Genomic DNA, 23,561 nt, shown 5'->3' with positions numbered 1-23,561 from the left:
CAACGTCACTGTCTTCCAGGCACATGGAGCCACGTGGCAGGGCAGAAATCTTTCGCCCGAATCGTAAGCCAACTCCCCCCGATATCTCGACACACCTGCGCAACGAATTTGCGCGCCGCGACTGACCGATCACACCGAAAGGCGCGAATGACCGCGCGCGCGTAAGGGCATGTATCCGATATCTGACGTGGCAACATGAAGTTCTTTGAGCGGCGGCCGATAACACCATTGTCTTCCCCCCCAAAATGCCCCCCATGTCCGAGAGCGCCCCCAATCAAGGCTGTACCACGTGTCGGAACGGTCACCTTTGCCTTTCGCGCGGTTTGAACGCCCGTGAAGCCGCGCTGGTAGAAGACATCGCACAGCGAAAAATCCGGGTAAAGAGAGGCGAGTCAATCTTCCGCTCCGGCGATCCCCTGGATGAAATCTACGCGGTGAAATACGGTACGTTCAAGCTGACGCTTGGCACAGCCGAAGGCCGCGAGATGATTGCCGCGTTCTACCTGAGCGGCGACATATTCGGCGCGGATGGATTCGAATCGGATACCCGAACCTCAACCGCGATTGCATTGGAAGACTCGGAGGTGTGCGCCGTATCGTGGAAGCACCTTGCCGAGTTAGCACAGCAAGAAGGTGCGATTCAAAAACTGGTTACGCAGATCTTCAGCGCGCGCATCGGCCGCAAACAACGGCTGATGCTCTGTCTCGGATCCATGCGCTCGGAGGAACGCGTCGCCAGTTTCTTGCTCGATCTTTCGGAGCGCCTGAAAGAGCGGGGCTTTTCCGATCGGCACATTATTCTGCGCATGAGTCGCGAAGAGATTGCCGAGCACCTAGCCATGCAGCTCGAAACCGTGAGTCGAATTTTCAGTTCGCTCGCGCGCGAGGGCATTTTGCGGGTCAATCATCGCGAAATTCAGATTTTGGACATCCAGGGGCTGGCGACGGTCTCACAGGCAGGTGTTCAGAAAAATCGTGCCTTCTAAGATCGTTTGCTTGCGGGTTGGCTCGTGAATACCGACGCAAAGAGCCATCAGGACCGTTGTAAATCGACGCTCGGACGAAAGATGCCTCCCGGCACAAGCGCGCAGATATCGAAGCCCATATCGTTGTCGCCAGTCTCTTCCGCGCCCTCGAGCGCCCAGTTCGCCCAATCCTTCAATCGCCCGCAGGTACTTGCTCGAGCGTCGATCGACTGGTGAAAGTAGACCTGCAACATCAACTCCGTCAGGTGAAATGAAAATGAATTGACCTGCTTGTCGCCTCGCGGGCCTTCTACGATCCACCACGCGTGTACATCGATTCCGCCCAGTTCATCGCCTTCAAGCCGCAAGACGGCCCGACGAGGCAGCGTTTCTGTTAGCGCATCTTGGAGTTCACGTAGACAAGTCCTTTCGGCTTCGTTGATCCGCTCGCGCATAAGACCTCCGCATTTCCGCGCGCCCACACTCTCGGGCCGCTATTCGAAGGTAGCTGCTGCGCACCCCTGTGCCTTGACGGCGCACAATCAACCGGCGTTTAGAAGGCAGATCGGTGGACAGACACACGTCAAGAACCTGCGGATAGAACTGCCGCTCACGTCAATGGCGGCAGGGATGCGCCCCGATGAAGCGAAAAATCGTGTTCTCGGTCCTGCCGCCCCACACGAATGGCGTCTCTCTCATCAAGAAAGAAGCCGTTTGGCACGGTGAGCACCAGGTCGTAGCCCGTGTCTGCGCACTGTTCTCCGCCGTGGAATTCCAACTGGACGGACAGCCATTCGCTCACCCGCCGACAGATCTCTTCCCGTCTTGGATGATTGAATCGGCAGTACGCCTTGGCCTCAGCCACACTGAAATGCACCGCCAACGTGCATTCCTGCCGATTGCCACGGGCTGTAGACATGGTCCACTTCGCTGCCACGTCGTAGCCACCGCAATTGGCACGAGTCGAATTGACGAGGGCCCCTCTGGCTAACGCACGGGACACTGAGGACTCCAGTTCCCAAAGCGTGGCGGCGACCACCTCGTCTGGTTGTTGTTCAAGCATGACGTTTCCCCGTTTTCAGCCTATTGGATGGCTCTTTCTAATAGCACTCCACGGTAAGCCGACGCCGGCCTTCGTTGGCTGATACAGATCAACCTCTGGATCTGTCGCGCAGCACCTGAGAAATGACGCTCGCGATTTTCAGCGCTCCAAGACCGCCGATCGTCCCTTTTTCCCCTCTATTGCAGAAATGGCCGACCGCCTCCGTTGCCCGGAAAGCCAATCGCTCCGCGCCCACCGGCGAAGAGCCCTGGCATGCCGGCTGCTTCCGCCCACGGGAGCGCAACGGAGGCCACGCATGCATTACGCATTACAAGTGACAAAACGAACAGCAGCAGGTTGGCTGTTCTTCCTGGCATCGACGGGCTGCGGCGGACTTTCGCTTGCGCAGCCTACTGAGCCGCGCCCGGCCGACATGCGTGGCGAGCCTGCGCATAAGCAGCCATTGCGTTAATGTTGTCGCCAAAACCTGATAGGGGTCTCGAATGAGAGCGAGTGATGACCAGCGCAGCGGAACTGATCGTGACAACGCCCAAAGGCTTGTACTGCCCAGTAGGCGACTTCTACATTGACCCTTGGCGGCCGGTTGACCGCGCCGTCATCACGCACGCCCACAGTGACCACGCCCGCATCGGGCACCAGCATTACCTCGCTGCCGCCCCTGGTGCGGGCGTGCTGCGTGCGCGCCTGGGTGACAACATCCCCCTGCAGACGCTGTCGTACGGCGAATCCATCGTCCATCACGGCGTCCGGTTGAGCTTTCATCCGGCAGGGCACGTGCTGGGCTCTGCGCAGGTGCGGCTGGAATACCGCGGCGACGTGTGGGTCGTGTCCGGCGACTACAAGGTCGAGGCGGATAGCACCTGCACGCCGTTCGAGCCCGTGCGCTGCAATACATTCATCACCGAATCCACATTCGGACTGCCGATCTACCACTGGCGGCCGCAGACCGAGATCTTTGCGCAGCTCAATGCATGGTGGCGGGACAATGCCGAGGCGGGCCGCGCGAGCGTCGTGTTCTGCTATGCGTTCGGAAAGGCTCAGCGCATTCTGTCGGGGCTCGATACCGGCATCGGGCCAATTGTTTCGCACGGCGCCATGGTGCAGTTGGACACCGCCTATCGGCACGCGGGCGTGGCGCTCCCACCCACGCAACTGGCGGCCGACGTGCCCCGCGCTGAATTGCGACGCGCACTCGTGCTGGCACCGCCCTCCGCCCAACGCACACCGTGGATGCGCCGTTTTGGCGACTATGCCGATGCCTTTGCCAGCGGCTGGATGCAGCTTCGCGGGGCACGCCGGCGGCGCGGCGTCGATCGCGGCATCGTGCTGTCCGATCACGCAGACTGGCCCGGCTTGCTGCAAGCCATTGATGCCACGGGCGCCACGCGGGTCTATGTCACGCATGGCCAAGTCGCGCCGATGGTGCGCTGGCTATGCGAGCGCGGCCTGGATGCGCGCGCCTTCGCCACCGAGTATGGCGACGAAGGCGAAGAAGTCGATGCAGGCGAAGAAGTCGAACCAGCGGCCCCTCCCGCGCCATGAAAGCCTTTGCCGACCTGTACGCGCAGCTCGACGCCACCACATCGAGCAACGGCAAGTTGGCCGCACTGGTGGCCTACCTGCGCACCGCGCCCGATGCCGACGCAGCCTGGGCGGTCTACTTCCTGGCCGGCGGCAAGCCCCGCCAGTTGGTGCCCGCGCGCGTGCTCGCCAGCTTTGCGCAGACCACATCCGGCCTGCCCGAATGGCTGTTTGACGAGTGCTACCAAGCCGTAGGCGACCTGGCCGAGACCATCGCCCTCGTCCTGCCCGATGCAGATCACGCAGACGACACCAGCCTGGCCGAGTGGATGGAAGCCCGCCTGCTGCCGTTGCGCGGGCAGCCGCCCGAGCTGGTGCTGCCACGCCTGGCTGAACTGTGCCGCGGCCTTCCGTTGAAAGCGCGGCTGGTGTTGATGAAGCTGATCACGGGGGCGTTTCGTGTGGGGGTGTCAAAACTGCTGGTCACGCGCGCACTGGCCGAAGTGGGCGGCACCGATCCCAAGCACGTCGCGCAACGGCTGATGGGCTATACCGATATCGGCCAAGCGCCCACGGCCGAGCGCTATCGCGCGCTGCTGGCCGATGCCAGTGTCGACGGCCACACGCTCGATACCGGCCACCCGTATCCGTTCTTTCTCGCGCACCCGCTACAGGCCGAGGTGGACGCCTTCGACACACTGCTCGGCGCGCCCGCTGACTGGCAAATCGAATGGAAGTGGGATGGCATCCGCGCACAGCTCGTGCGTCGCGCCGACAGCGCATGGCTGTGGTCTCGCGGCGAGGAACTCATCACCGAGCGCTTTCCCGAACTGTCCTCCATGGCGGAGGCGCTGCCTTCTGGCACCGTGCTCGACGGCGAGATCGTGGTGTGGCAAGAGGGCCGCGTGCAGCCCTTTGCGCTGCTTCAGCAACGCATCGGCCGCAAGACGCTGAATGCGCGCGTGCTGCGCGAAGCGCCGGCGGTGCTCCTGGCGTATGACCTGCTGGAATGGCAAGGGCAGGATTTGCGCGAGCGCACGCAAAGCGAGCGGCGCGTGCAACTTGAACGCGTGATTGCCGAATACATTCATCCGGCGCTGGAGCTGTCTCCGCTGCTTTACGGCGACGATTGGCACCACCTTGCGCGCCAGCGTGAAGCCTCGCGCGAGCTCGGCGTGGAGGGGCTGATGCTCAAGCGGCGCGACGCGCGCTACGGCGTGGGGCGCACCAAGGATGTGGGCGTCTGGTGGAAGTGGAAGATCGATCCGTTCTCGGTGGATGCCGTCCTGATCTATGCGCAGCGCGGCCACGGCCGGCGTGCGAGCCTCTACACCGACTACACCTTTGCCGTATGGGATGCACCGCCCGAGGTGCCCGAGCGCAAGCTGGTGCCCTTTGCCAAGGCGTACTCTGGCTTGAGCGACGCGGAGATCCGCCAGGTCGACGCGCTCATCCGCAAGACCACGGTTGAAAGTTTTGGCCCCGTGCGCAGCGTGACCCCAACGCTGGTGTTTGAACTCGGCTTTGAAGGCATTGCGCGCAGCGCGCGCCACAAGAGCGGCATCGCGGTACGGTTTCCGCGCATGCTGCGCTGGCGCCATGACAAGCCGGTCGCAGAAGCCGATACATTGCAGGCACTGGAAAGCCTGCTGCCTCCGCCATGAACGAACCCCCAATGCCCAATCTTGATGCGTGGTTTGCCGCGCGTGGCTGGACGCCAATGCCATTCCAGCGCACCGTGTGGTCGGCCATGGCACGCGGTGAATCGGGCCTGCTGCACGCCACCACGGGGGCGGGAAAAACCTATGCGGTGTGGCTCGGCGCGCTACAGCGGTTGGCGCAGGTGCGCGGGCGCGGCGGCGCGCCGCCTTTGTCGGTGCTGTGGCTCACGCCCATGCGTGCGCTGGCGGCCGACACCACGCGGGCATTGAACGAAGCTGCACAGGCGCTGGCACCGCACTGGACGCTCGGGCTGCGCACCGGCGACACCGGCAGCGCCGAGCGTGCAGCGCAATCGCGCCGCTTGCCCACGGCCCTGGTGACAACACCCGAAAGCCTGTCGTTGCTGCTCGCGCGTGCCGATGCGCGTGAGGCGCTCGGCTCGGTGCGCGTGGTGATCGTGGATGAATGGCACGAACTGGTCGGCAACAAGCGTGGCGTGCAGGTGCAATTGGCGCTGGCACGGTTGCGCGCGTGGTCGCCGGGGCTGGTCGTGTGGGGCCTCTCAGCCACACTGGGCAACCTGCCGGAAGCCATGGACGCGCTGGGCGATGCGGCGGCGCCCAGCGCCGGCACGCTGGTGCAAGGCCACCTGCCCAAGCGCATGGAGATCGATACGTTGCTGCCGGATGGTGTGGGCCGGTTTCCGTGGGCCGGACACCTGGGCATGGCGATGCTGCCCCACGTGCTTGAGGAGCTGGAAAGTGCCCGCACCGCGCTGGTGTTTCTCAATACGCGCTCGCAGGCGGAGCTGTGGTACCAGGCCGTCATCAATGCGCGGCCGGAGTGGGCGGGGCTGATTGCGTTGCATCATGGCTCGCTGGACCGCGCAACGCGCGACTGGGTCGAGACCGGACTCAAGCAAGGCATGCTCAAGGCGGTGTTCTGCACGTCGAGCCTGGATTTGGGTGTGGACTTTCTGCCGGTGGAGCGCGTACTGCAGATCGGCTCACCCAAGGGCGTGGCGCGCCTGTTGCAGCGTGCAGGGCGATCTGGCCATGCACCCGGCCGGCCTTCTCGCGTGACGGTGGTGCCCACCCATAGTCTTGAGCTCGTGGAAGGCGCGGNGCCATGTCGGGCCACGTGGAAGCCCGCACCTCGCCGCATACACCGCTTGATGTGCTGGTCCAGCATCTGGTGACGGTGGCACTCGGGGGCGGCTTCGTACCCGAGGCGCTGTTGCAGGAAGTGCGCCGGGCATGGGCCTACCGAGATCTGCGCGACGACGAGTGGCAATGGGCGCTCGACTTCGTGCGGCAAGGCGGCCACTCGCTCACGGCGTATCCCGACTACCACCGCGTCACGCCCGATGAACATGGTATCTGGCGCGTGCCCGACGCACGGCTCGCGCGGCGGCACCGCATGAGCATCGGCACCATCGTCAGCGATGCAACGATGACCGTGCGCTGGTGGCGCGCTTCCGGCGGCGGTGCGCTGGGCTCGATCGAGGAAGGTTTCATTGCGCGGCTGCGCCCCGGCGACAACTTCCTGTTTGCGGGCCGCCTGCTGGAGCTGGTGCGCGTGCAGGACATGACAGCCTATGTGCGGCGCGCCACCGGCAAACGCGCTGCCGTGCCGCGCTGGAACGGTGGTCGCATGCCGCTTTCCACCGAGCTGGCGCACGCAGTGGTGGCGCAACTCGATGCGGCGGCACATGCGCGTTTCGACAGCCCCGAAATGGAAGCGGCGCGCCCGCTGCTGGAGCTGCAGGCGCGCTGGTCTGCGCTGCCCACCACGGCAACGCTGGTGGCCGAAACCCTGCACTCCCGCGAAGGCTGGCATCTCTTTCTCTACCCGTTTGCCGGGCGGCATGCGCACCTGGGGCTGGCAAGCTTGCTGGGCTGGCGCGCCGCCAATCGCACGCCGGCCACGTTTTCCCTGGCGTTCAACGACTACGGCCTCGAACTCCTGTCGGCCACGCCCATCGACTGGCCCGCGCTGCTGGCCAGCGGCGAACTCTTCGCGACCCACACGCTCATGCAGGATGTGCTGGCCAGCCTCAACGCCGGAGAACTGGCGCAACGCCGCTTTCGCGAGATTGCACGCGTATCGGGGCTCGTGTTTCAGGGCTACCCCGGCGCGCACAAAAGTACCCGCCAGTTGCAGGCTTCATCCGGTTTGTTCTATGAAGTCTTCCGGCGCCACGACCCTGGCAACCTGCTGCTCTCGCAGGCAGAAACCGAAGTGCTGCGCCAGGAGCTGGACCTCGACCGCATCGAAGCCGCCCTCACCCGCATGCGCGGCTTGCAGCTCCAACTCTGCACACTGCGCCGGCCTTCGCCGTTCGGCTTTCCGTTGATGGTGGAGCGGTTTCGCGAGCAACTCTCGACCGAGAAGCTCGCCGATCGGATCGCCCGCATGCTGGCCGAAGCAGAACGCGCTGCCGGCCCCGAGCCGACCGATCCGGATGCCGCAACGCGGCCAGACATCGAGACAGACGTACAGGCCGCGCTGCGCCTGACCGATTCGCCCGACACCGCGGGCAAATCCAGCCGCCGCACGCGCCGGCCGCGCAAGACATCGAAGCCGCTGCCACTGCTATGACCTCTGCTCAAGACCTCGTCATCCAATGCGCGGGCGAGACCGTATGGCTCCTGCCCGAGCGCGCGCTGTGGTGGCCCGCGCAACGCATGCTGATGGTGGCCGACGCGCATTTCGGCAAGGCGGCAACCTTCCGTGCGCGCGGTGTGCCGGTGCCCGCCGGAAGCACAGTCCAGGCTATCGCCCGCCTGGATGCCATGCTGGCGCGGTTACCCGTCGCACATATTGCATGGCTCGGCGACCTGCTCCACGCGCGCGAGGCGCACGGTGCAATCGACGCGCTCGTCGCGTGGCGCATACGGCACGCCGACATAGCCTGCACGCTGGTCCGCGGCAACCACGACCGCCATGCGGGCGACCCGCCTGCGGACCTGCGATTCAACGTGGTGGAAGAGCCGTGGGCGATCGGCCCCTTCGCGCTATGCCATGAGCCGCAAGTGGTGCCCGATCGCTACGTCATTGCCGGTCACGTGCACCCGGGCGTTGTCATCAGCGGACGCGGAAAAGATCGGCTCCGGCTACCGTGCTTCCGTTTTGGGCAATGCGGAGCGCTGCTACCGGCATTCGGCGAGTTCACAGGGTTGTGGACCGCACCTGTTGCGCCGGGCGAAGCGCTCTATGGAGTGATTGACGACCGCGTCTGGCCGCTACCGGGTTTGAGCTAGACACGACTTCCACGACTTCGCCCATCGTTTCATGGCCGACGGCGACGCCGTCCTCCATGCCCGGCATGACGGCATCGAACAGCAGGACTCAAGGCCGCTCATGCGTGAGCAGCAACCGCGCCTGTTCCATACCGTCGCGAACGGCCTCGCCTTCGGTATGCCAGCCACGCCACGTCTGGGATATTTCCCGGATTTGGAACTGCCGCTCGCCGTTTGCGACAGCAATACGCGGCACCCACACGCCCTGCGCGTCCTGCTCCGCGGTGACCGTGACCGTATGGCCGGCACACTCGAACCGCACCTCGCCTTCACGCGCCGTATCGCTCGCCATCATCGCTTTCCGTTCAAGAAAGGGTGAGGCGGATTGACGCCCGAATACATCAGCGCGAGCGGTTGCGCACCCGCCCCGAACACACCTGCGGGCAAGCCACGGGCGAGGGAGTACATGGCAATCACGGCAAGAGTGAGCGCCGCGATCGCAAGCAGTTCTTGCATATGCATGAGCGTCTCCATGTTTGATCAAGCCTGGAACGGCCGGTGCCTGGCACAGACGCAATGCCCAGGCCCGAGCGGCGCAGCACCCGAGCCTGGGCGCGGTTGTCACGCGTTCTTTTCACCAAGCTCCGCACCGGTGGTGGGATCGACAGCCGGGTCCGAAGCCAGACGCGTCTTCATGGCTTCGAGCGCTTCCAACTCGGCATCGGTCAGATTGACGGATGCATTGCCGTCGCCACCGTCAACGGGGACCGGCGGGTCCGCGACCAGCTCAAGGCCCGTGCCGCTATTCCACGGTGCCTGCACGATGGGGCCGCCGCGCGACATCTTGAAATACGCATCACTAAACTCCGGCACCGGCGGCAGCTTGCCCGGAGGGAAGTTGCCGTTGATGGCATAGAGCGCCTTCTCGAACGACTTCTGGTGCGACACTTCGCGCGTCATGAGAAAGCCGAGCGCATCGCGCACACCGGGGTCGTCGCTCACGTTGATCAACCGTTCGTAGATGATCTTGGCGCGTGCTTCGGCGGCGATGTTCGAGCGCAAATCGGCCGTGGGCTCGCCCAGCGAATCGATGTAGGCCGCCGTCCACGGTACGCCCGCCGAGTTCGTCAACGACGGGCCGCCGCCATAGAGCACCTGCGTCACATGGCTGTCGTTACCGGCGCCATTGAGCTTGCGATACAGCTCCGCCTGCTCGTCCACCGCTTCCGCCAATTCCCCTTTCGCACCGCGATTGAGCATGGCGACGATGGTGCCGATGATCTCCAGGTGGCTCAGTTCCTCCGTCGCGATGTCGTAGAGCATGTCCTTGCGGCCTGCATCTTCTTCTGCCACGGCTTGCGTGAAGTAGCGCATGGCGGCAGCAAGCTCGCCTTGCGGGCCACCGAACTGTTCCAGCAACAGGTTGGCCAAGCCTGGATCGGTTTCGCTGACCCGAACGGTGTACTGCAATCGCTTGTTGTGCATGAACATGGGTGTTCTCCGGGAATGGGTGGGTGCCTTCATGGCGCGTCCCTTCTCCGCAACACCCGTTCCATCGCACGCCGCACGCTTGCCCTGCGCGCAATCAGGTACGCGCGTTGCGAAGGGCCCTGCGCCACCTATCCGGGAGATTCCATGGACGACACTCTCGCGCTTGAACGCGACACCTCTTCTGCATCGCGATGCGTCGTCGCCCACGCACGCGAAGCGCTGGAAGGCCGGCGACGCGGTTGGCGCACGTGCATCCCGTTTGTGGGCCCGGCCGTGGTGGTTTCCGTGGCATATACCGACCCGGGCAACATCGCCACCGGCATTGAAGCCGGTGCGCGATACGGGTATCAGTTGCTCTGGGTTGTGCTCGCGTCCAGCTTGGTGGCGATGCTCTTCCAGATGCTCTCCGCACGGGTGGGCATTGTGACGGGCCAGAATCTGGCGCAGCTCTGTCGCACGCATTTGCCGGCACCTGCCGGCGTTGGCATGTGGTTGCTCAGCGAGCTTGCGGCCATGGCGACCGACCTTGCGGAGTTCGTCGGTGCCGCTGTCGGCATCGCACTCCTGACGGGAATGCCGTTGCTGCACGCCATGGTTGTCGCCGGTGTGCTGACCTATCTGCTGCTGACGCTGCAGGCGCGCGGGTTCCGCCATGTCGAGCTGATGATCGGCGCGCTGGTGGCCGTGATCGGTATCTCTTACATCATCCAAGTGTGGATCTTGCCTGTTTCGTGGACGGCCGCCCTTCGGCAAACCCTGGTCCCCACAGCACTTCCGCCCGATGCATTCATGGTGGCGGCGGGCATTGTTGGGGCCACGGTGATGCCGCACGCGCTCTTTCTGCACTCGGGGCTGGTCAATGCGCGTGTACGCCCACGCAGTGCATCGGAGACGTCGCAACTGCTTCGGTATTCCAACCGCGAGGTGGTGGCCGCGCTAGCCGCTGCTGGCTGCATCAACCTCGCCATGGTGGTGGTATCAGCGGGCGCGTTTCACGGCGCACATGCGGAGGTGGCTGGCATTGAGGATGCCTATGTCACGTTGGCGCCGCTGTTCGGGGCATCAGCCGGGCTGGTGTTTCTGGTTGGGCTGATCGCGTCGGGGTTGTCCAGCTCGGTGGTCGGCACACTGGCGGGGCAGATGGTACTGCAGGGTTTCCTGCGTGCGCGCTTGCCGGTGTGGATGCGCCGGCTGATCACCATGGTGCCTGCGTTCATCGTCATCGGGGCGGGTATGGATGTCACGCGCGCCCTCGTGCTGAGCCAAGTGATTCTGAGCATGGTGGTGCCGTTTCCCATGGCGGCGCTGATCTGGTTGGCGCGCCGGCCCGACTTGATGGGACAGCATGCAGCCGGTCACGGTCTGGTAGTGCTGGTTGCGGGGTTGAACTGTGCGCTGCTTGCCCATCTCGTCGCCTAGCAATGTGCGACGGCGCTCATTTCGGCGGCCTGATCATGCGAGCGCCGCCTGCACTACCGCCGCTGCGATGAAATCTGCCAATGAGACATGGCCGCGCACAACGTCGCTCAACATGTCGAAACCCTCGTCCAGAGTCACGGCGGTCATCCGTACGTAGGCGCGGGCAGCTTCATCAGAGAAGCCGAGCCCTTTGTAGATCGTTTCCCAACGGTCGCGTGGCGCAACTTCCACCGCCACACCACGGCCAAGCGTGCGCGCCATGGCTTGTGCAACATTCTGCGGTGTGTAGCGCTGCGGGCCCTCCACATAGCGCACGCCCACGTCTTCCACTGGTGTCAGGAGCCGCGCCGCCGCTGCCTCGCCCAGGTCGGCCGGTGCCACCATCGGCATCGGCATGTCGGCGGGGAACATGCTCGGGAGCTTGCCCGTCTGCGTAACTGTCTCAAGCAGGCCGGCCCAGTTGGTCATGTAATAGGCGCCACGATTGATTGCGGCCGGGATTGGCTGGCGACGCAAGCCCTCCTCCAATTCCCACAACGTCGTCAGGTCGCCGACGCCCTGCCCGGGGCGCGCGCCATAGGTTGACGCGGCCACCACCTTCTCCAGCCCTGAATCCTCCAGTGCCGAGAGAATGTTGGCGATCGTCCGGCGCTCCGCCGCATCGGTGTCGCCGGCAATATCGGCAGGCGGGTTGAGGAGGAATGCGCGCTGCCCGCGCCGGAATGCCGCCCTTAACGAATCGACGTCCTCCACGTCGGCCATCGCGACCGATGCACCTTTGTCCCGCCAGCGACCTGCGCGCTCGGGCCTCCGGGTCAGGATCGTCACCTGCTCCCCGCTCGCCAGCAGCGTTTGCGCAACGGCGCCCCCCACGTGTCCGGTTGCACCCATCACCACGTACATCGCGCGTCTCCTTGATGTCTTGGCTGCGTACCCGAGCAGCCCAGCGCCATCGCCATGGATGACTTGCGATGGTCTGAATGCCTCGCAAGCAGCGTTTGTGCCTGCCGATGGATGCGTGACAGCGCATCGGATCAATCAGCCCAGGCACGACAGTGCTCAAGATACTGGCGCTCGTGCAGCCCGAGCAGATCGACAATCGAAGACCACAGCCAGAACGGCGCATTGATGGAACGTCCGTGACGCGCCTCCAGCTCGCGGTGCCAGGCCATGGCGACATCTCGCGGCATCTGGCTGCCGTGTGCGAGGCCTACGACATTGCCCAGATACGCAGCCAATACCGTGGCGTCCTTGTGCTCCAGCTTGTCGACGGACAGCTTCATATCTTGCGGTTGAAGCTCACGCATGAAAAAGCTGCTGCCGAGCATGCGTCCCCATGCCATGCGATCACCCAGGTCGGGAGAGAGACGACGCGCGCCCGTGACCACGCGCTCGCCGTTGATCCGGGGCATATCGGCTGCGCAGGCACTGGGCGCTGCGGCCTTTCCCGCCTCCTTGATGTCGATCAGCCGATACCGCGGCCCGCGATCCTGGTCGACTGCCAGCAAGACGGCATAACGGCGCTGCCCGAGCGAGCTGCAGCCTTTGACCCAGTACGCCGCATCGACGATGCTGACGGAGGCTTCCCCAGGCATTTCGTAAAGGCGCGCCACCAGGGCAAGCACTTCGTGCTGGCTCACGAGTTGTTTCAGTTCGCGCCGTTCCTCGCGAGAGAGCGGCCAGAAATGGCGCCCGAGAGGAATGGTGGGGGACGTGCCGTCGAGCCGGTCCTTGGCCAGTTCTTTCCACGTGCGCGCTGTCGCTGCCTTCATGGCCGTGCGCACGGACGCGGGGCGCGGCGGCAGGTGCGCCGCCGCATCCGGATCGATACCGTGCAGGTAGCCCGCCATCAGCGCTTCCACCATGCGTGCGGTCACGATGCCGGGCAGGTCCGATCCGCGGGCGGCCGTCGCCAGCGACACGCCAAGCCGAATCAAGTCGTGCGCGGGATTGCCCAGTACGGTCTGGTCCATATCCCGGATCTGTATGTGCGTGGCGCCAGAGGCATCGCCAACGGGGCCAAGGTTTCCGACATGGCAATCGCCGCAAATCCAGATGATGGGCCCTTCTGGGAACGTGTGCGGCTGCACCTCGCTCAACCACTCGTAAAACCTCACGGTACTGCCGCGAACGTACGCATGGGTCGAGCGCGTCATCTTGGATTGACGCAGCCGGGTGAGCACGGGCGCGCGATTCTTGGGGCTCACCACGCTACGCGACGATTTTCGTTGGGCCATGCTTGTGCTGAACTTGGCACGCTTGATCTGGTTGATGGACGCCCCAAACCGCATGCAATAAGCGTTCCCTGCCCACCGGACAGTGGAGATAACACCTCAACGGCGCTGAACCTTTGCTATGCTTGCTCGAAGCGCGCTGCACAGCGTTGCTTCCATTGAATGGTCAACTTTACTCAACCATCTATTCTCACTATGGCCACCAAAACCAAGACCGCTGCCAAGACCGCTGCAAAGAAGGCCTCGCCGGCTAAGAAGGCCGCTCCGGCAAAGAAGCCTGCCGCAACGACGCCGACCCTCAAGCCTTTGAAGGACACGTTCACCAAGGCGAGCCTGGTGAGCCATCTGGCTGAACAAGCTGCCGTCGACGCCAAGGCGGTGAAGGCGGTGCTGCTCCATCTGGAGAACACCATCGTGGCTTCGCTGCACAAGAAGGGCGCCGGTGAATTCACGCTGCCGGGCCTGTTCAAGGTGACGTCGGTCAAGGTGCCGGCAACCAAGCGCCGCTTCGGCAAGAACCCCTTTACTGGCGTGGACCAGTGGTTCGAAGCCAAACCGGCAACCGTGCGTGTCAAGGTCCGCGCCCTGAAGAAGGTCAAGGACGCAGCCATCAACGGCTGAGCGCAGCCACATAAAAAAAGGGAGCTTCGGCTCCCTTTTTTTTGCGTGTCTGCCGGCTGGAATAACCGGAAGTGAGGCTCAGTTCTGTGTCAGCGGGTTAAGTGCCGTGCACAAGAACCCCGCGCAGTTCGTGGGCTGGAAGTAATACGACGCAGCCGTCCCGAGCACGAGGTCGCCAAAGTAGGCGATGCCCTGCGCGCCGAGCGTATTCGACTGCTGCACGAACGCCGCGCTGCTCGCCTGCATGGCGGCCGACTGATACGTAAACGTCGGCGATTGCGTCTGATCCTTCACGTAGATCCAGGCCACATCGGTGCCGAACGCCAACTCCCCCTTCCCGCGATAGCCCTTGGCGCCTTCGCTATTTGCCTGTGCGAGGAAACTCGCCGCGCTGGCTTGCGGCGCCAGCGCGTCGTACGTATACGTCGCGCTGGACGCGTTGTTCTTCATGTACAGGCTCGCGCTGGTCGAGCCCAGCATGATCGGGCCCACCAGCCAATAGCCCGACTGCCCCTGGCCGTTCGCCTGTGTGAGAAACGCTGCCTGACTCGTCGGCCAAGCAGCGGCCACGTAGGTGTAAGTCGCTGACGAGCCGCCATCCTTGCGATAGAGGTTTCCGTATGTCAGCGGCCCTTCAAAGCGGTAGCCGCGCGCGCCCTCGCCGTTTGCTTGCGCGATGAAGGTCGACTGAGTCGTCTGCGCAGCGGCCAGTTCGTACGTATACGTTTGCGCAGCGCCGTCGTTGACGAAGATCGAACTCGTCGTGTTGGTCGTTGCGTTGAACATATCGCTCAGATAGCGGAAGCCCTTTGCGCCTTCAGCATTCACCTGCGTCAGAAAACTCGCTGCGTCGGGTGCGGGCGTCAGCGCTTCGTAGCGCAACGTCAGCGTGCTGCCTGAGGTGCCACCACCACTGCCGGATCCCGAGCCCGAACCCGAACCCGTGCCTGCACCAGTACCGGAACCCGACCCGGAGCCGGTCGCTACCGTGGAGGACGAATCGCCACCACCACAAGCCGTGAGCGCAACACAAGTCAGCGCAATGAGCGCAACGGTTTTCATCAGTTCACCTCGGCAGAGAAACAAACGGATTTTGGAATCCAGCCGCGCCTCATCCGGCGCAGCGGCACATCGTTGAAATGAAAATATACCGATCTATCTCATTTCAACGGTGATCGTTTGTTAACCTATGCCGCCTTTCAAATGATTTACCGCTGTGACGGCTAGCGCGCCTTGCCCCGCGCGGCCTTGCCGCCGCCGCGGGCAGCGTCGTGGCCAGCGAAGGGGCCGTCCCCGCTCATGCGCTCCAGCCACGAAAGCGCGTCCACATACGACAAAAACTGCCGCAGATAATCGGGGGACACCTCGCGCATCAATAGCAATGACCGGTGCACAAGACTGCTCGAATTCAGCGGACCGGCATTCACCGGCACCTTGTCCAACGCATCGCGCAACTGTTTCTCGGCGCTGACGCGGGACCAGGTGTCCCGCACGTCTTCGAGAATCTTCAGTTCCGGCAATGCGTGGAGATGATGCCCCGGACCGCCGTCCGCAGCGCTCACGACATCCGTGCGTTCACGGTTGGCAATATCACGCAGCAGTTCGGACAGCACGCTGCCGGAAGGTGCCTCTGCGCCGGTCGCATCGGACATCACCGTCGCGCGATCGACGTCTTCTGCGTAGGCCGCCATCAGCGCGCCCAGCCGCGCATCGAGAATGCGCCGCGCCTCGCCGGTTTGATCGGCCGTGCGCCGATGCAGCGCTTCGATAAAGCAAAAGCGCACGCGGTCCAGGCGGTCCGCGCCACTTGCGCGCCAACTGTCGAGCGTGGCTTGCGTGGGCAAATCAGTGCGGCTCACGGCGTCCACCGTTGGAAGCGGCCTGCCTTGGAACAGGCGCGATCTCCACCCGCCGGTTCTTGGCGCGCCCCACGTCGTCTGCATTGGAACTCACCGGCTGCTGCGATCCAAACGCTGCCGCGAACACGCTCGACGCCGGAATGCCTTCGTCGATCAACGCACGCGTCACCGTCAAGGCGCGCTTGGCGGACAGCTCCCAGTTATCGGCAAACAGCCGATTGCCGGCACGCACCTGCTGGTCATCGGAAAAGCCGCTCACCATCAGGATCTCTTCACGCGACGTGAGATACGCAGCCAGCGGCCCCGCCAGGCTCTTCATCAGCGCACGGCCTTCCGGCTGCAACTGATCGGAGTTGATCGCAAACAGCACATTGCCATTGATGCCGATGCGCCCGTTGACGAGCGTCACCCGCCCGGCCGCCAGCGGGCCAGCCAGGGCCTGCTCCAGAATCTTGCGGCGCTGCGCTTCGGCCTCGCGCTGCTTGACCTCGTTCTCCAGCTTGGACGACAGCTCCAGCTGCACGCCGATCACGCCCACCAGGATCAGCACGAACGCGCCCAGCAGCACCGACATCAGGTCGCCAAACGCGGCCCAGACCGGCGCTGTGGCGTCGATGCCACCGTCAATCTCGTCGTTCATGCCGCTTCGGTCCCGGCCAGCGCGCGCTGGTCACCCAGCCGCTGCAGGTCTTCCAGGATCTGCTTCTGAGACAGCATGCTCAGGTCGATCACCTCACGCGCCTGCGCCACGTAGTAGGCAAGCTGTTCGTCGCTGCGGGTGAGCGACTTGTCGAGCGCGGCTTCGATGCGCTGAAGTTGTGCCGCAAGCTTGTCGTTCGATTCGCCAAACAGCTGCACAGCCGCACCAAAGGCCTCGCCCAGGCTCGCCACCTCGACCGCGCTGCCGGTTACCTGCGCAGCCACCGCGCCAAGCTTGCCGGTCTCGGCCTCCACCCGATCGGTAAACCGCACGCCCACGCGCTCCAGCAGATCTGCCGACGTTGCCACCAGCGCATCCACCGCCGTGCGCTGCTCGGTCGACGCATGGTTGACGGCGTCGAGCAATGTTTCCAGCGTGCCCAGCAGGCGCGCACGCTCGTCCAGCATCGCGGTATCGCGCACCATGCTGTCGGACAGCTTCTGGCGCAGCTCGGCCACCACTTCCGCTGCCGCCTTGGGCGCTTCCGATGCGGCCTGCACCAGGCGAGAAATCTCGCCGATCGTGTTGTTGGCGTGCGCCTGCGTTTGCGCGGAGATATCGCGCGCGGTTTGCGCCAGTGCGTCGCAAATCTGTTGCTGACGGCTCGCGGTATCGGCGCCTGTCTTCTCCCACGCGTCGCTCAGCTTGGCGGCCATCGTGCCGAGTGCATCGGTCCAGGCCGCCAGACGTTGCGCGTCGCGCGCTTCCAGCGCAGCTTGCAGCGTGGCATGCGATTGGCGCGACGCCTCCTGCTGCAAAGCGATATCGCGCGCGGTCTGCGCCAGCGCATTGCAGATGTCTTGCTGACGATTTGCCGTATCGGCGCCCGCTTTCTCCCACGCCTGGCTCAGCTTCTCGCCCGTGGCGCCGAGCGCCTCGGTCCAGACCGCCAGACGTTGCGCGTCGCGTGCTTCCAGTGCGGCTTGCAGCGCCGTATGCGACTGGCGCGACGCGTCTTGCAACGCCACGGCGTGTTGCTCGAACGTGGCGGCAGCGGCCTCCAGCGCGCGCTGGTTCCGGGCGGCCAGTTCGGCGTGGGCCTGATCTTGGCGGGCAAGCGCATCTGCCCAAGCGGTGGACAAGCCGCCCGCCGTGGCGTTCAGGCGGTCGGTTACGCCATCGAGCAACCGCGCCGAGCGTTGCTCGAATGTTTCGGCAAACCGGTCGAGCGAGGCACCGACTTGGCCAACCAGGGCTTCGCTGGAACGTTGATGCGCCGACAGGGCGTTGTTCCAGATGCCGGAAACCGTCTGGGCCGTGGCTTCAAAGCGGGTCGACAGGCCATCCAGCTGACGCTGCACCGCGTGCGTGACCGTTTCCTGCAGCGCCGCCGATTCACGGGCGAGCCCCGCCATCGTCGTTTCCACCACAGGCTGCAGGGCGGCGGTCGCAAGGCGGGCGCTCTCCGATGCGCTGTCTTTCAACGACTGGCCCACCGAGGATGCAAGCTGGCTGTAGGCAACTTCCGTCTTGTCGAGAAATGCCTGCTGGGCGGTGATCTGTCGCTCGCTGCTGGCCGCACTCTGCTGCTCCAGCGACGCCATCATCGCCTGCAACCGGTCAACCAGTGCGGGCATCACATCGGATTGCCGCTGCAGGAGCTTGAACGTCTCTTCACGCTGATGCGCATGCGAATAGATGCGCAGCGTGGTCGCGATCTTCGTGTCGAGCGCCTGGACTGCCTGCAGCCGCTCGCGCCGGCACAGCGCCGAGAGCAACCCCAGCATGGCGGATGTCGCCACACCGGCAATCGAGGTACCGAACGAGAATCCCAACCCCTTGATCGGGGCGGCCAGCGATGCGCGGATCGCCTGCAGATCCGTCGCGCTCTCCAGCGCCGCACCTGTGCCTTTGAGCGTCACCACCATACCGAGCAGCGTGCCCAGCATACCGAGCAGCACCAGCAAGCCCACCAGATACGGTGTCAACGCGGGCGCAGGCAGCGCAACGCGCTCGCCTTCCACGCGCAGGCGTACGGCATTGCGCAGACTCGGGTGCAGTTGGTCCAGCCAGGTAGCCAGATTGGGCGGTGCCTCGGACAGCCCCGTCACCGCCTGCGCAACGGTGCTCGTGGCCTGACGATAGCGACGCAGCTCCAGGGCGCCGGCCACGTAGGCGGCACCAATCACGAGCGTTACAGCCAGTGCCAGCAGATTTCCGCCAACCAGATAACCGCCGGCAATCCACCCCAAGGCCGCCAGCCCGACAAAGAAAACGATGAGATTCAGGTGAAGTCTGGACATGAATGGTGTCTGTCCCGCTTAGCGGGGGCGAAGGGCTGCGAGCAACCCGTCGACCGGTTGAAAACGAACATCTAGCTCGGCCAGGAGCACGCTCTGCATATCCTTGCGGAACGCGTCCAGCCATGCGCGGGATGCGGATGGGGTGGCCTGGCCCTCTGCGGGCAACTCGGCCTGCCGCTGCTGCTCAGCCGCGCGCAAGCGCTCGAAGTACGGCCCCAGCATCGACGGAATGGCCCCCAGCAACGAACGTTCGCGGCCGGCGAGCGCCTGCTCCATGCTGGCATCCAGCACCGCAAGCCGCGCGAGGTCGGGCGTCCTGGCAGCCAGCAGGCGACGCAGACGGGCACGCAGGTCGCCGATCTCCAGTTCCATCGTCTGCTGCATCAACACATAGCGCTGCCGAAAATCGGCATAGTCGACCACCAACGGCACCGATGGGTTCTGAATCGGCGCGCGTGGCCCAGGCCTCGTCTCTGGCGCGCAACTGGACGCGATGGATTTCGTCAACGCCGCACGGACACGGCTGCCGATGGTCTCGGCGTCGGGACCGACAGGCCGCGTGCTGGAGGCGCTGGCCGGCGGTGCCGCGCTCAATGCCGACGACAGCGTGATGGCATCCGTCCAACTGAGCCATCGGCTCAGCCGGTCGGAAAGCGGCTGCGCGGATGCGGAAACGTCGACGTCCGCCAGGCGAGCAAGAATGCGGATCAGCGCAGGGGCGCTGAGCGCCCTGCGTTGCTGGACGTGCGCCATGCTACGAGTGCCGAAAAAAGGCTGGAGTTTACACTGCCTGCCGGGTCGGACTGGCGTCTTTGGGTGGCAGAAGAATCACTTCGCCCGAAGAATTGCAGCGATCCATCGGCTCGCCGCCGATAGCGGCCCGCCTCTTCGCGCGCATAGCCTGGCATCGGGTCTTTTTCTGACACAGGCCCCATCGAAACCGCGTCAGTGCAGCGACGCTCGGGTCGCCCGCCCACATTTGTGCGATCACGCCGACAGCGGTATCGTGTCGCCCACGACCGCACCCTCCCCCGCCTTCCGCCCATTTCCCCCGTGACCGACCACCCCACCCTGACCTGGACCGACGACCGCCCTGAAGCCAGCAGCGACGCCGTCCATACCGCCCTCTGGCGCTCCGAAGCCGGCAATCCGCCGCCCAAGCGCGTGGTCATCGCCGACGATCGGACCACCGCCGATGCCGCCTACCGCCTCGCGTGCGAAGGCACCGCACTGCTCTGGCAGGGCGATTTCCAGAACGCGCGCCAACTGCTCCAGGCGATGTCCCGCCGCACCGATCGCAAACCCGGCAAGGCACGCAAGGAACCCACCTCGCCCATCGATGCGTTCAACCTGCACCGGCAGGCGCAATCGCAGCGCGCCCGCACGCTCGGCATGCTGCTGATTCCGCTGGATGCGGATTACACGATCCCGCTGCGCCGCGCCCCCGACATGCGCGAGGCCTGCACGGAGGCCTACAACACGAGCAACGCCGCTTCCGTCGTCTCGCTGCGTGAGCTGCTGGGCCTGATCGGCGCGCATGAGTGGCGCAAGAAAGGGGTCGAGATTCCCGCGCTCGGTGGTGAGCGCATTCACCCGCACTACGGCGTGTTCTCGCCCGTGCGCGGGGAATACATCGAACTGGTGGCGAAGGCGCCGTTGCCTTCAAAAGCGCTGGCATTCGATATCGGCACGGGTACAGGGGTGCTGGCAGCGGTGCTGGCCAAACGCGGCGTGAAGCGCGTCATCGGCACGGACCAGGACCCGCGTGCCCTGGCCTGCGCCCGTGAGAACGTGGCGCGCCTTGGGCTGCAAACCCAGGTCGATATTGTTGAGGCCGATCTGTTTCCCGAAGGGCGTGCCCCGCTGATCGTGTGCAACCCGCCGTGGCTGCCCGCGCGGCCAAGCTCGCCCATCGAGCGCGCCGTCTACGACCCTGACAGCCGCATGCTGCGCGGCTTCCTGGACGGGCTGGCCGCCCACCTGGAGCCCAATGGCGAAGGCTGGTTGATCCTGTCGGACTTTGCCGAGCACCTGGGCTTGCGCACGCGCGATGCCCTGCTGGCCATGATCAACGCTGCCGGCCTGCAGGTTGTTAGCCGGGAAGACATCAAGCCGAAGCACCCGAAGGCGTCCGATGAAAACGACCCGCTCTATCGCGCCCGTGTTGCCGAGGTGACGTCGTTGTGGCGCCTGAAGGCGCGCCAATAGCCCAGCAATTCAGCGCGTCATCTTCGCCAGGTAGTCGAGCGCGCCCTGCCCTGCAGCGGCGCCGCTCGCGAAGCACGCCGTCAGCAGATAGCCGCCGGTCGGTGCCTCCCAGTCGAGCATCTCGCCGGCGCAGAACACGCCCGGCAGCCGCTCGATCATCAGCTTTGCATCCAGCGCTTCAAACGCGACGCCGCCTGCGGTGCTGATCGCCTCGTCGATGGGTCGCGTGCGTGTGAGCCGCAACGGCAACGCCTTGATGGCCTTGGCCAGTTGCGCAAGATCGGCAAACGCTTCCTTGCTCAGGCACTCGCGCAGCAGGCCGAGCTTTACGCCCGTGATATTCAGCTTGCTTTGCAGATGACTCGACATCGAGCGCGCGCCGCGCGGGCGCATCAGTTCATCGCTCACACGTTGCGCGCTCCAGCCTGGCGCAAGGTCAAGCCAGATCGTCGCACTGCCCTCTGCGGCCAGCGCATCGCGAATCGGGGCTGACAACGCATAGACGAGGCTGCCTTCAATGCCGGTCTGCGTGACGACGAACTCGCCCTGGCGGAATTGCAGCGCACCCTCATCGCCCGACGGCAAACCGATGGCGACCGACTTGACCGGCTGCCCCGCAAAACGCTTCTGGAAATGCACGCTCCAATCGGCATCAAACCCGCAGTTGGCAGGCTGCAATGGCTGCACCTGCACGCCGCGCGCCTCCAGCAACGGCACCCAGGCGCCGTCGGAGCCCAGGCGCGGCCAACTGCCGCCGCCCATGGCCAGCACCACAGCGTCGGCTTGCACCAGCCGTTCAACATCGGTGGTTTCAAAGCGCAGCACCTGCGCGTGGTCCGACGGTTCTGCCCACCCCACCCAGCGATGCCGCATGTGCAACTGCACGCCCGCCTCGCGCAGCCGGTGCAGCCATGCGCGCAGCAAGGGCGCGGCCTTCATCTCGGTCGGAAACACCCGCCCCGAACTGCCGACAAACGTGTCGATGCCAAGCCCATGGATCCACGCACGCAGAGCGTCCGGGCTGAAGCGGCCGATGAACGGCGCCAGCGCCTCGCGCCGAGTGCGATAGCGCCCGAGGAACGCGTCGATCGGCTCGGAATGCGTGATGTTCATCCCCCCAATGCCCGCCAGCAGGAACTTGCGCCCGGCCGAAGGCATGGCATCGAACACTTCCACACGCACGCCGTTGCGCGACAGGACTTCAGCGGCCATCAGCCCGGCAGGGCCGGCACCGATCACGGCAACGAGAGGAGCGTTAGGTGTTTCTGACATGCGGGGTGGACGGGTTCATGCGGGACAGACAAGCGGGGCGCTATTGTCACATCCTGCCCGAGCGCGGGCAAACGAGGCCGCGGGTGGCGGCCACTGACGTGCGCTTGCCGTCGCCCACTGCGCTTTTCGGTAAACTGGCGCCCTCTTTCCGCTTTTTCTCCGCGCCGCCGCACCGATCCCCTTCCGTGCGACATGTCGCCCAGGCTGTCCTGACGATGTCCAACAAGACCCACGAAATCCGCCCCAACCAGTCGATCGAGCTGCTCAAGGAACTGCACATCCTGACGCGCGACGGCAAGATGAACCAGGACAGCCGCCGCAAGCTCAAGCAGGTCTATCACCTGTACCAGTTCATCGAGCCGCTGATGGCCGACGTGCAGCAAGCCAAGGGGCACGTCACGCTCGTCGATCACGGCGCGGGCAAGTCGTACCTCGGCTTCATCCTGTACGACCTGTTCTGCAAGGAACAGCCGGGCGATGGCACGTCCCACATTTACGGCATTGAGACGCGCGAAGAGCTGGTCACCAAGTCGACCGAACTTGCCGCGAGGCTCGGCTTCAAGGGGATGTCGTTCCTGAACCTGTCGGTGGCCGAGTCGATTACGTCTGACCGACTGCCGCCCACCATCGACATCGTGACCGCATTGCATGCGTGCAATACCGCCACGGACGACGCGATCCGCTTCGCGCTCGAAAAGCATGCGCAGTACATCGTGCTGGTGCCGTGTTGCCAGGCGGAGGTGGCCGGCGTGCTGCGCAAGAACAAGGGCAAGTCGCTCGGCAATGCGCTCACGGAAATCTGGCGCCACCCGCTGCACACGCGTGAATTCGGCAGCCAGGTCACCAACGTGCTGCGCTGCCTGCAGCTTGAAGCGCACGGCTATCAGGTTAGCGTAACGGAACTCGTCGGGTGGGAACACTCGATGAAGAACGAGCTGATCATCGCGCAGTACAAAGACCTGCCGCGCCGCCGCCCGACCGAGCGGCTGAACGAGGTGATCAGCACGCTGGGACTGGGAGAACTGCACGAGCGGTTCTTTGCACCGGCTGGCTCCTGAAGA

Annotated in this window: 21 protein-coding genes and 1 pseudogene; 9 read left to right on the top strand and 13 right to left on the bottom strand. The window is 64.6% G+C overall.

Translation table 11 applies throughout. The annotated features are described in order from the left end of the window. Positions 1-323: 323 nt before the first annotated feature. Positions 324-986, top strand: a complete 663-nt coding sequence (locus ACTJK4_RS13660) for a Crp/Fnr family transcriptional regulator (protein ID WP_232039155.1) — start codon at positions 324-326, stop codon at positions 984-986. Positions 987-1,033: 47 nt separating this feature from the next. Here ACTJK4_RS13660 and ACTJK4_RS13655 read toward each other — a convergent pair whose 3' ends face one another. Next, the gene (locus ACTJK4_RS13655; RefSeq protein ID WP_316871664.1) at positions 1,034-1,420 is read right to left on the bottom strand and encodes a hypothetical protein; all 387 of its coding nucleotides are present in this window, start codon (positions 1,418-1,420) and stop codon (positions 1,034-1,036) included. Between the two features lie 155 nt (positions 1,421-1,575). Then, positions 1,576-2,028, bottom strand: a complete 453-nt coding sequence (locus ACTJK4_RS13650) for a hypothetical protein (protein WP_260803191.1) — start codon at positions 2,026-2,028, stop codon at positions 1,576-1,578. A gap of 495 nt (positions 2,029-2,523) precedes the next feature. Between ACTJK4_RS13650 and ACTJK4_RS13645 the strand changes: the two genes are divergently transcribed. The 4 genes and pseudogenes from ACTJK4_RS13645 to pdeM all read left to right on the top strand — a co-directional run bounded on the left by ACTJK4_RS13645 (position 2,524) and on the right by pdeM (position 8,474). After that, the gene (locus ACTJK4_RS13645) at positions 2,524-3,570 is read left to right on the top strand and encodes a ligase-associated DNA damage response exonuclease (RefSeq protein WP_440818146.1); all 1,047 of its coding nucleotides are present in this window, start codon (positions 2,524-2,526) and stop codon (positions 3,568-3,570) included. After that, positions 3,567-5,213 carry an ATP-dependent DNA ligase gene (locus ACTJK4_RS13640; protein ID WP_440818145.1) on the top strand — a complete coding sequence of 549 codons (1,647 nt, stop codon included), beginning with the start codon at positions 3,567-3,569 and terminating at the stop codon, positions 5,211-5,213. Before ACTJK4_RS13645 ends, ACTJK4_RS13640 begins: the two co-directional genes overlap by 4 nt. Beyond that, positions 5,210-7,812, top strand: a pseudogene (locus ACTJK4_RS13635) (ligase-associated DNA damage response DEXH box helicase). Before ACTJK4_RS13640 ends, ACTJK4_RS13635 begins: the two are co-directional and overlap by 4 nt. After that, positions 7,809-8,474, top strand: coding sequence for a ligase-associated DNA damage response endonuclease PdeM (gene pdeM / locus ACTJK4_RS13630; RefSeq protein ID WP_440818144.1), 666 nt, complete (start codon positions 7,809-7,811; stop codon positions 8,472-8,474). The pseudogene ACTJK4_RS13635 and the gene pdeM overlap by 4 nt, the downstream one beginning before the upstream one ends. Positions 8,475-8,562: 88 nt before the next feature. Here the strand turns inward: pdeM and ACTJK4_RS13625 are convergent, their stop codons facing one another. The 3 genes from ACTJK4_RS13625 to ACTJK4_RS13615 form a co-directional block, all read right to left on the bottom strand. Continuing rightward, entirely contained in the window at positions 8,563-8,805 is a 243-nt protein-coding gene (locus tag ACTJK4_RS13625; protein WP_440818162.1) for a DUF6566 family protein, read from the bottom strand. Continuing rightward, complete coding sequence (locus ACTJK4_RS13620; RefSeq protein WP_373407682.1) at positions 8,805-8,987, bottom strand: hypothetical protein; 183 nt, start codon at positions 8,985-8,987, stop codon at positions 8,805-8,807. Before ACTJK4_RS13620 ends, ACTJK4_RS13625 begins: the two co-directional genes overlap by 1 nt. A gap of 87 nt (positions 8,988-9,074) precedes the next feature. After that, positions 9,075-9,944: a manganese catalase family protein gene (locus ACTJK4_RS13615; RefSeq protein ID WP_232039147.1), complete on the bottom strand. Its 870-nt coding sequence runs from the start codon at positions 9,942-9,944 to the stop codon at positions 9,075-9,077. A gap of 144 nt (positions 9,945-10,088) precedes the next feature. Here ACTJK4_RS13615 and ACTJK4_RS13610 point away from each other — a divergent pair, with 144 nt between their 5' ends. Beyond that, a complete protein-coding gene (locus ACTJK4_RS13610; protein WP_440818143.1) occupies positions 10,089-11,363 on the top strand; it encodes an Nramp family divalent metal transporter in 1,275 nt (424 codons plus the stop codon). 33 nt (positions 11,364-11,396) lie between these two features. Here ACTJK4_RS13610 and ACTJK4_RS13605 read toward each other — a convergent pair whose 3' ends face one another. Together ACTJK4_RS13605 and ACTJK4_RS13600 are read right to left on the bottom strand one after the other, a co-directional pair. Continuing rightward, a complete protein-coding gene (locus ACTJK4_RS13605) occupies positions 11,397-12,266 on the bottom strand; it encodes an NmrA family NAD(P)-binding protein (protein WP_440818142.1) in 870 nt (289 codons plus the stop codon). A gap of 131 nt (positions 12,267-12,397) precedes the next feature. After that, complete coding sequence (locus ACTJK4_RS13600) at positions 12,398-13,600, bottom strand: DUF2252 family protein (RefSeq protein WP_433868222.1); 1,203 nt, start codon at positions 13,598-13,600, stop codon at positions 12,398-12,400. A gap of 192 nt (positions 13,601-13,792) precedes the next feature. On the opposite strand from ACTJK4_RS13600, the gene ACTJK4_RS13595 reads away from it, so the two are divergent. Beyond that, complete coding sequence (locus ACTJK4_RS13595; RefSeq protein ID WP_232039144.1) at positions 13,793-14,218, top strand: HU family DNA-binding protein; 426 nt, start codon at positions 13,793-13,795, stop codon at positions 14,216-14,218. A gap of 78 nt (positions 14,219-14,296) precedes the next feature. On the opposite strand, the gene ACTJK4_RS13590 is transcribed toward ACTJK4_RS13595, so the two are convergent. The 5 genes from ACTJK4_RS13590 to ACTJK4_RS13570 all read right to left on the bottom strand — a co-directional run bounded on the left by ACTJK4_RS13590 (position 14,297) and on the right by ACTJK4_RS13570 (position 19,773). After that, on the bottom strand, positions 14,297-15,280 hold the full coding sequence (locus ACTJK4_RS13590; protein WP_260803201.1) for a hypothetical protein: 984 nt from the start codon (positions 15,278-15,280) through the stop codon (positions 14,297-14,299). Positions 15,281-15,441: 161 nt separating this feature from the next. Further along, positions 15,442-16,086, bottom strand: a complete 645-nt coding sequence (locus ACTJK4_RS13585) for a DUF2894 domain-containing protein (RefSeq protein WP_440818141.1) — start codon at positions 16,084-16,086, stop codon at positions 15,442-15,444. After that, the gene (locus ACTJK4_RS13580; protein WP_322018530.1) at positions 16,064-16,717 is read right to left on the bottom strand and encodes an OmpA family protein; all 654 of its coding nucleotides are present in this window, start codon (positions 16,715-16,717) and stop codon (positions 16,064-16,066) included. Before ACTJK4_RS13580 ends, ACTJK4_RS13585 begins: the two co-directional genes overlap by 23 nt. Beyond that, a complete protein-coding gene (locus ACTJK4_RS13575) occupies positions 16,714-19,020 on the bottom strand; it encodes a DUF802 domain-containing protein (protein ID WP_440818140.1) in 2,307 nt (768 codons plus the stop codon). The genes ACTJK4_RS13580 and ACTJK4_RS13575 overlap by 4 nt, the downstream gene beginning before the upstream one ends. A gap of 18 nt (positions 19,021-19,038) precedes the next feature. Beyond that, positions 19,039-19,773, bottom strand: coding sequence for a DUF3348 domain-containing protein (locus ACTJK4_RS13570; RefSeq protein WP_440818139.1), 735 nt, complete (start codon positions 19,771-19,773; stop codon positions 19,039-19,041). A 300-nt stretch (positions 19,774-20,073) separates the two neighbouring features. Between ACTJK4_RS13570 and ACTJK4_RS13565 the strand changes: the two genes are divergently transcribed. Then, the gene (locus ACTJK4_RS13565) at positions 20,074-21,228 is read left to right on the top strand and encodes a methyltransferase (protein WP_440818138.1); all 1,155 of its coding nucleotides are present in this window, start codon (positions 20,074-20,076) and stop codon (positions 21,226-21,228) included. 9 nt (positions 21,229-21,237) lie between these two features. Here ACTJK4_RS13565 and ACTJK4_RS13560 read toward each other — a convergent pair whose 3' ends face one another. Next, entirely contained in the window at positions 21,238-22,500 is a 1,263-nt protein-coding gene (locus ACTJK4_RS13560) for a TIGR03862 family flavoprotein (protein WP_440818137.1), read from the bottom strand. Positions 22,501-22,715: 215 nt separating this feature from the next. Between ACTJK4_RS13560 and ACTJK4_RS13555 the strand changes: the two genes are divergently transcribed. Continuing rightward, positions 22,716-23,558, top strand: a complete 843-nt coding sequence (locus tag ACTJK4_RS13555; protein ID WP_440475899.1) for a class I SAM-dependent methyltransferase — start codon at positions 22,716-22,718, stop codon at positions 23,556-23,558. Positions 23,559-23,561: the final 3 nt, after the last annotated feature.

Source organism: Ralstonia sp. 22111 (genome assembly GCF_052045895.1).
GTDB lineage: Bacteria > Pseudomonadota > Gammaproteobacteria > Burkholderiales > Burkholderiaceae > Ralstonia > Ralstonia wenshanensis.
This window is presented reverse-complemented; position numbering and strand designations above follow the sequence as displayed.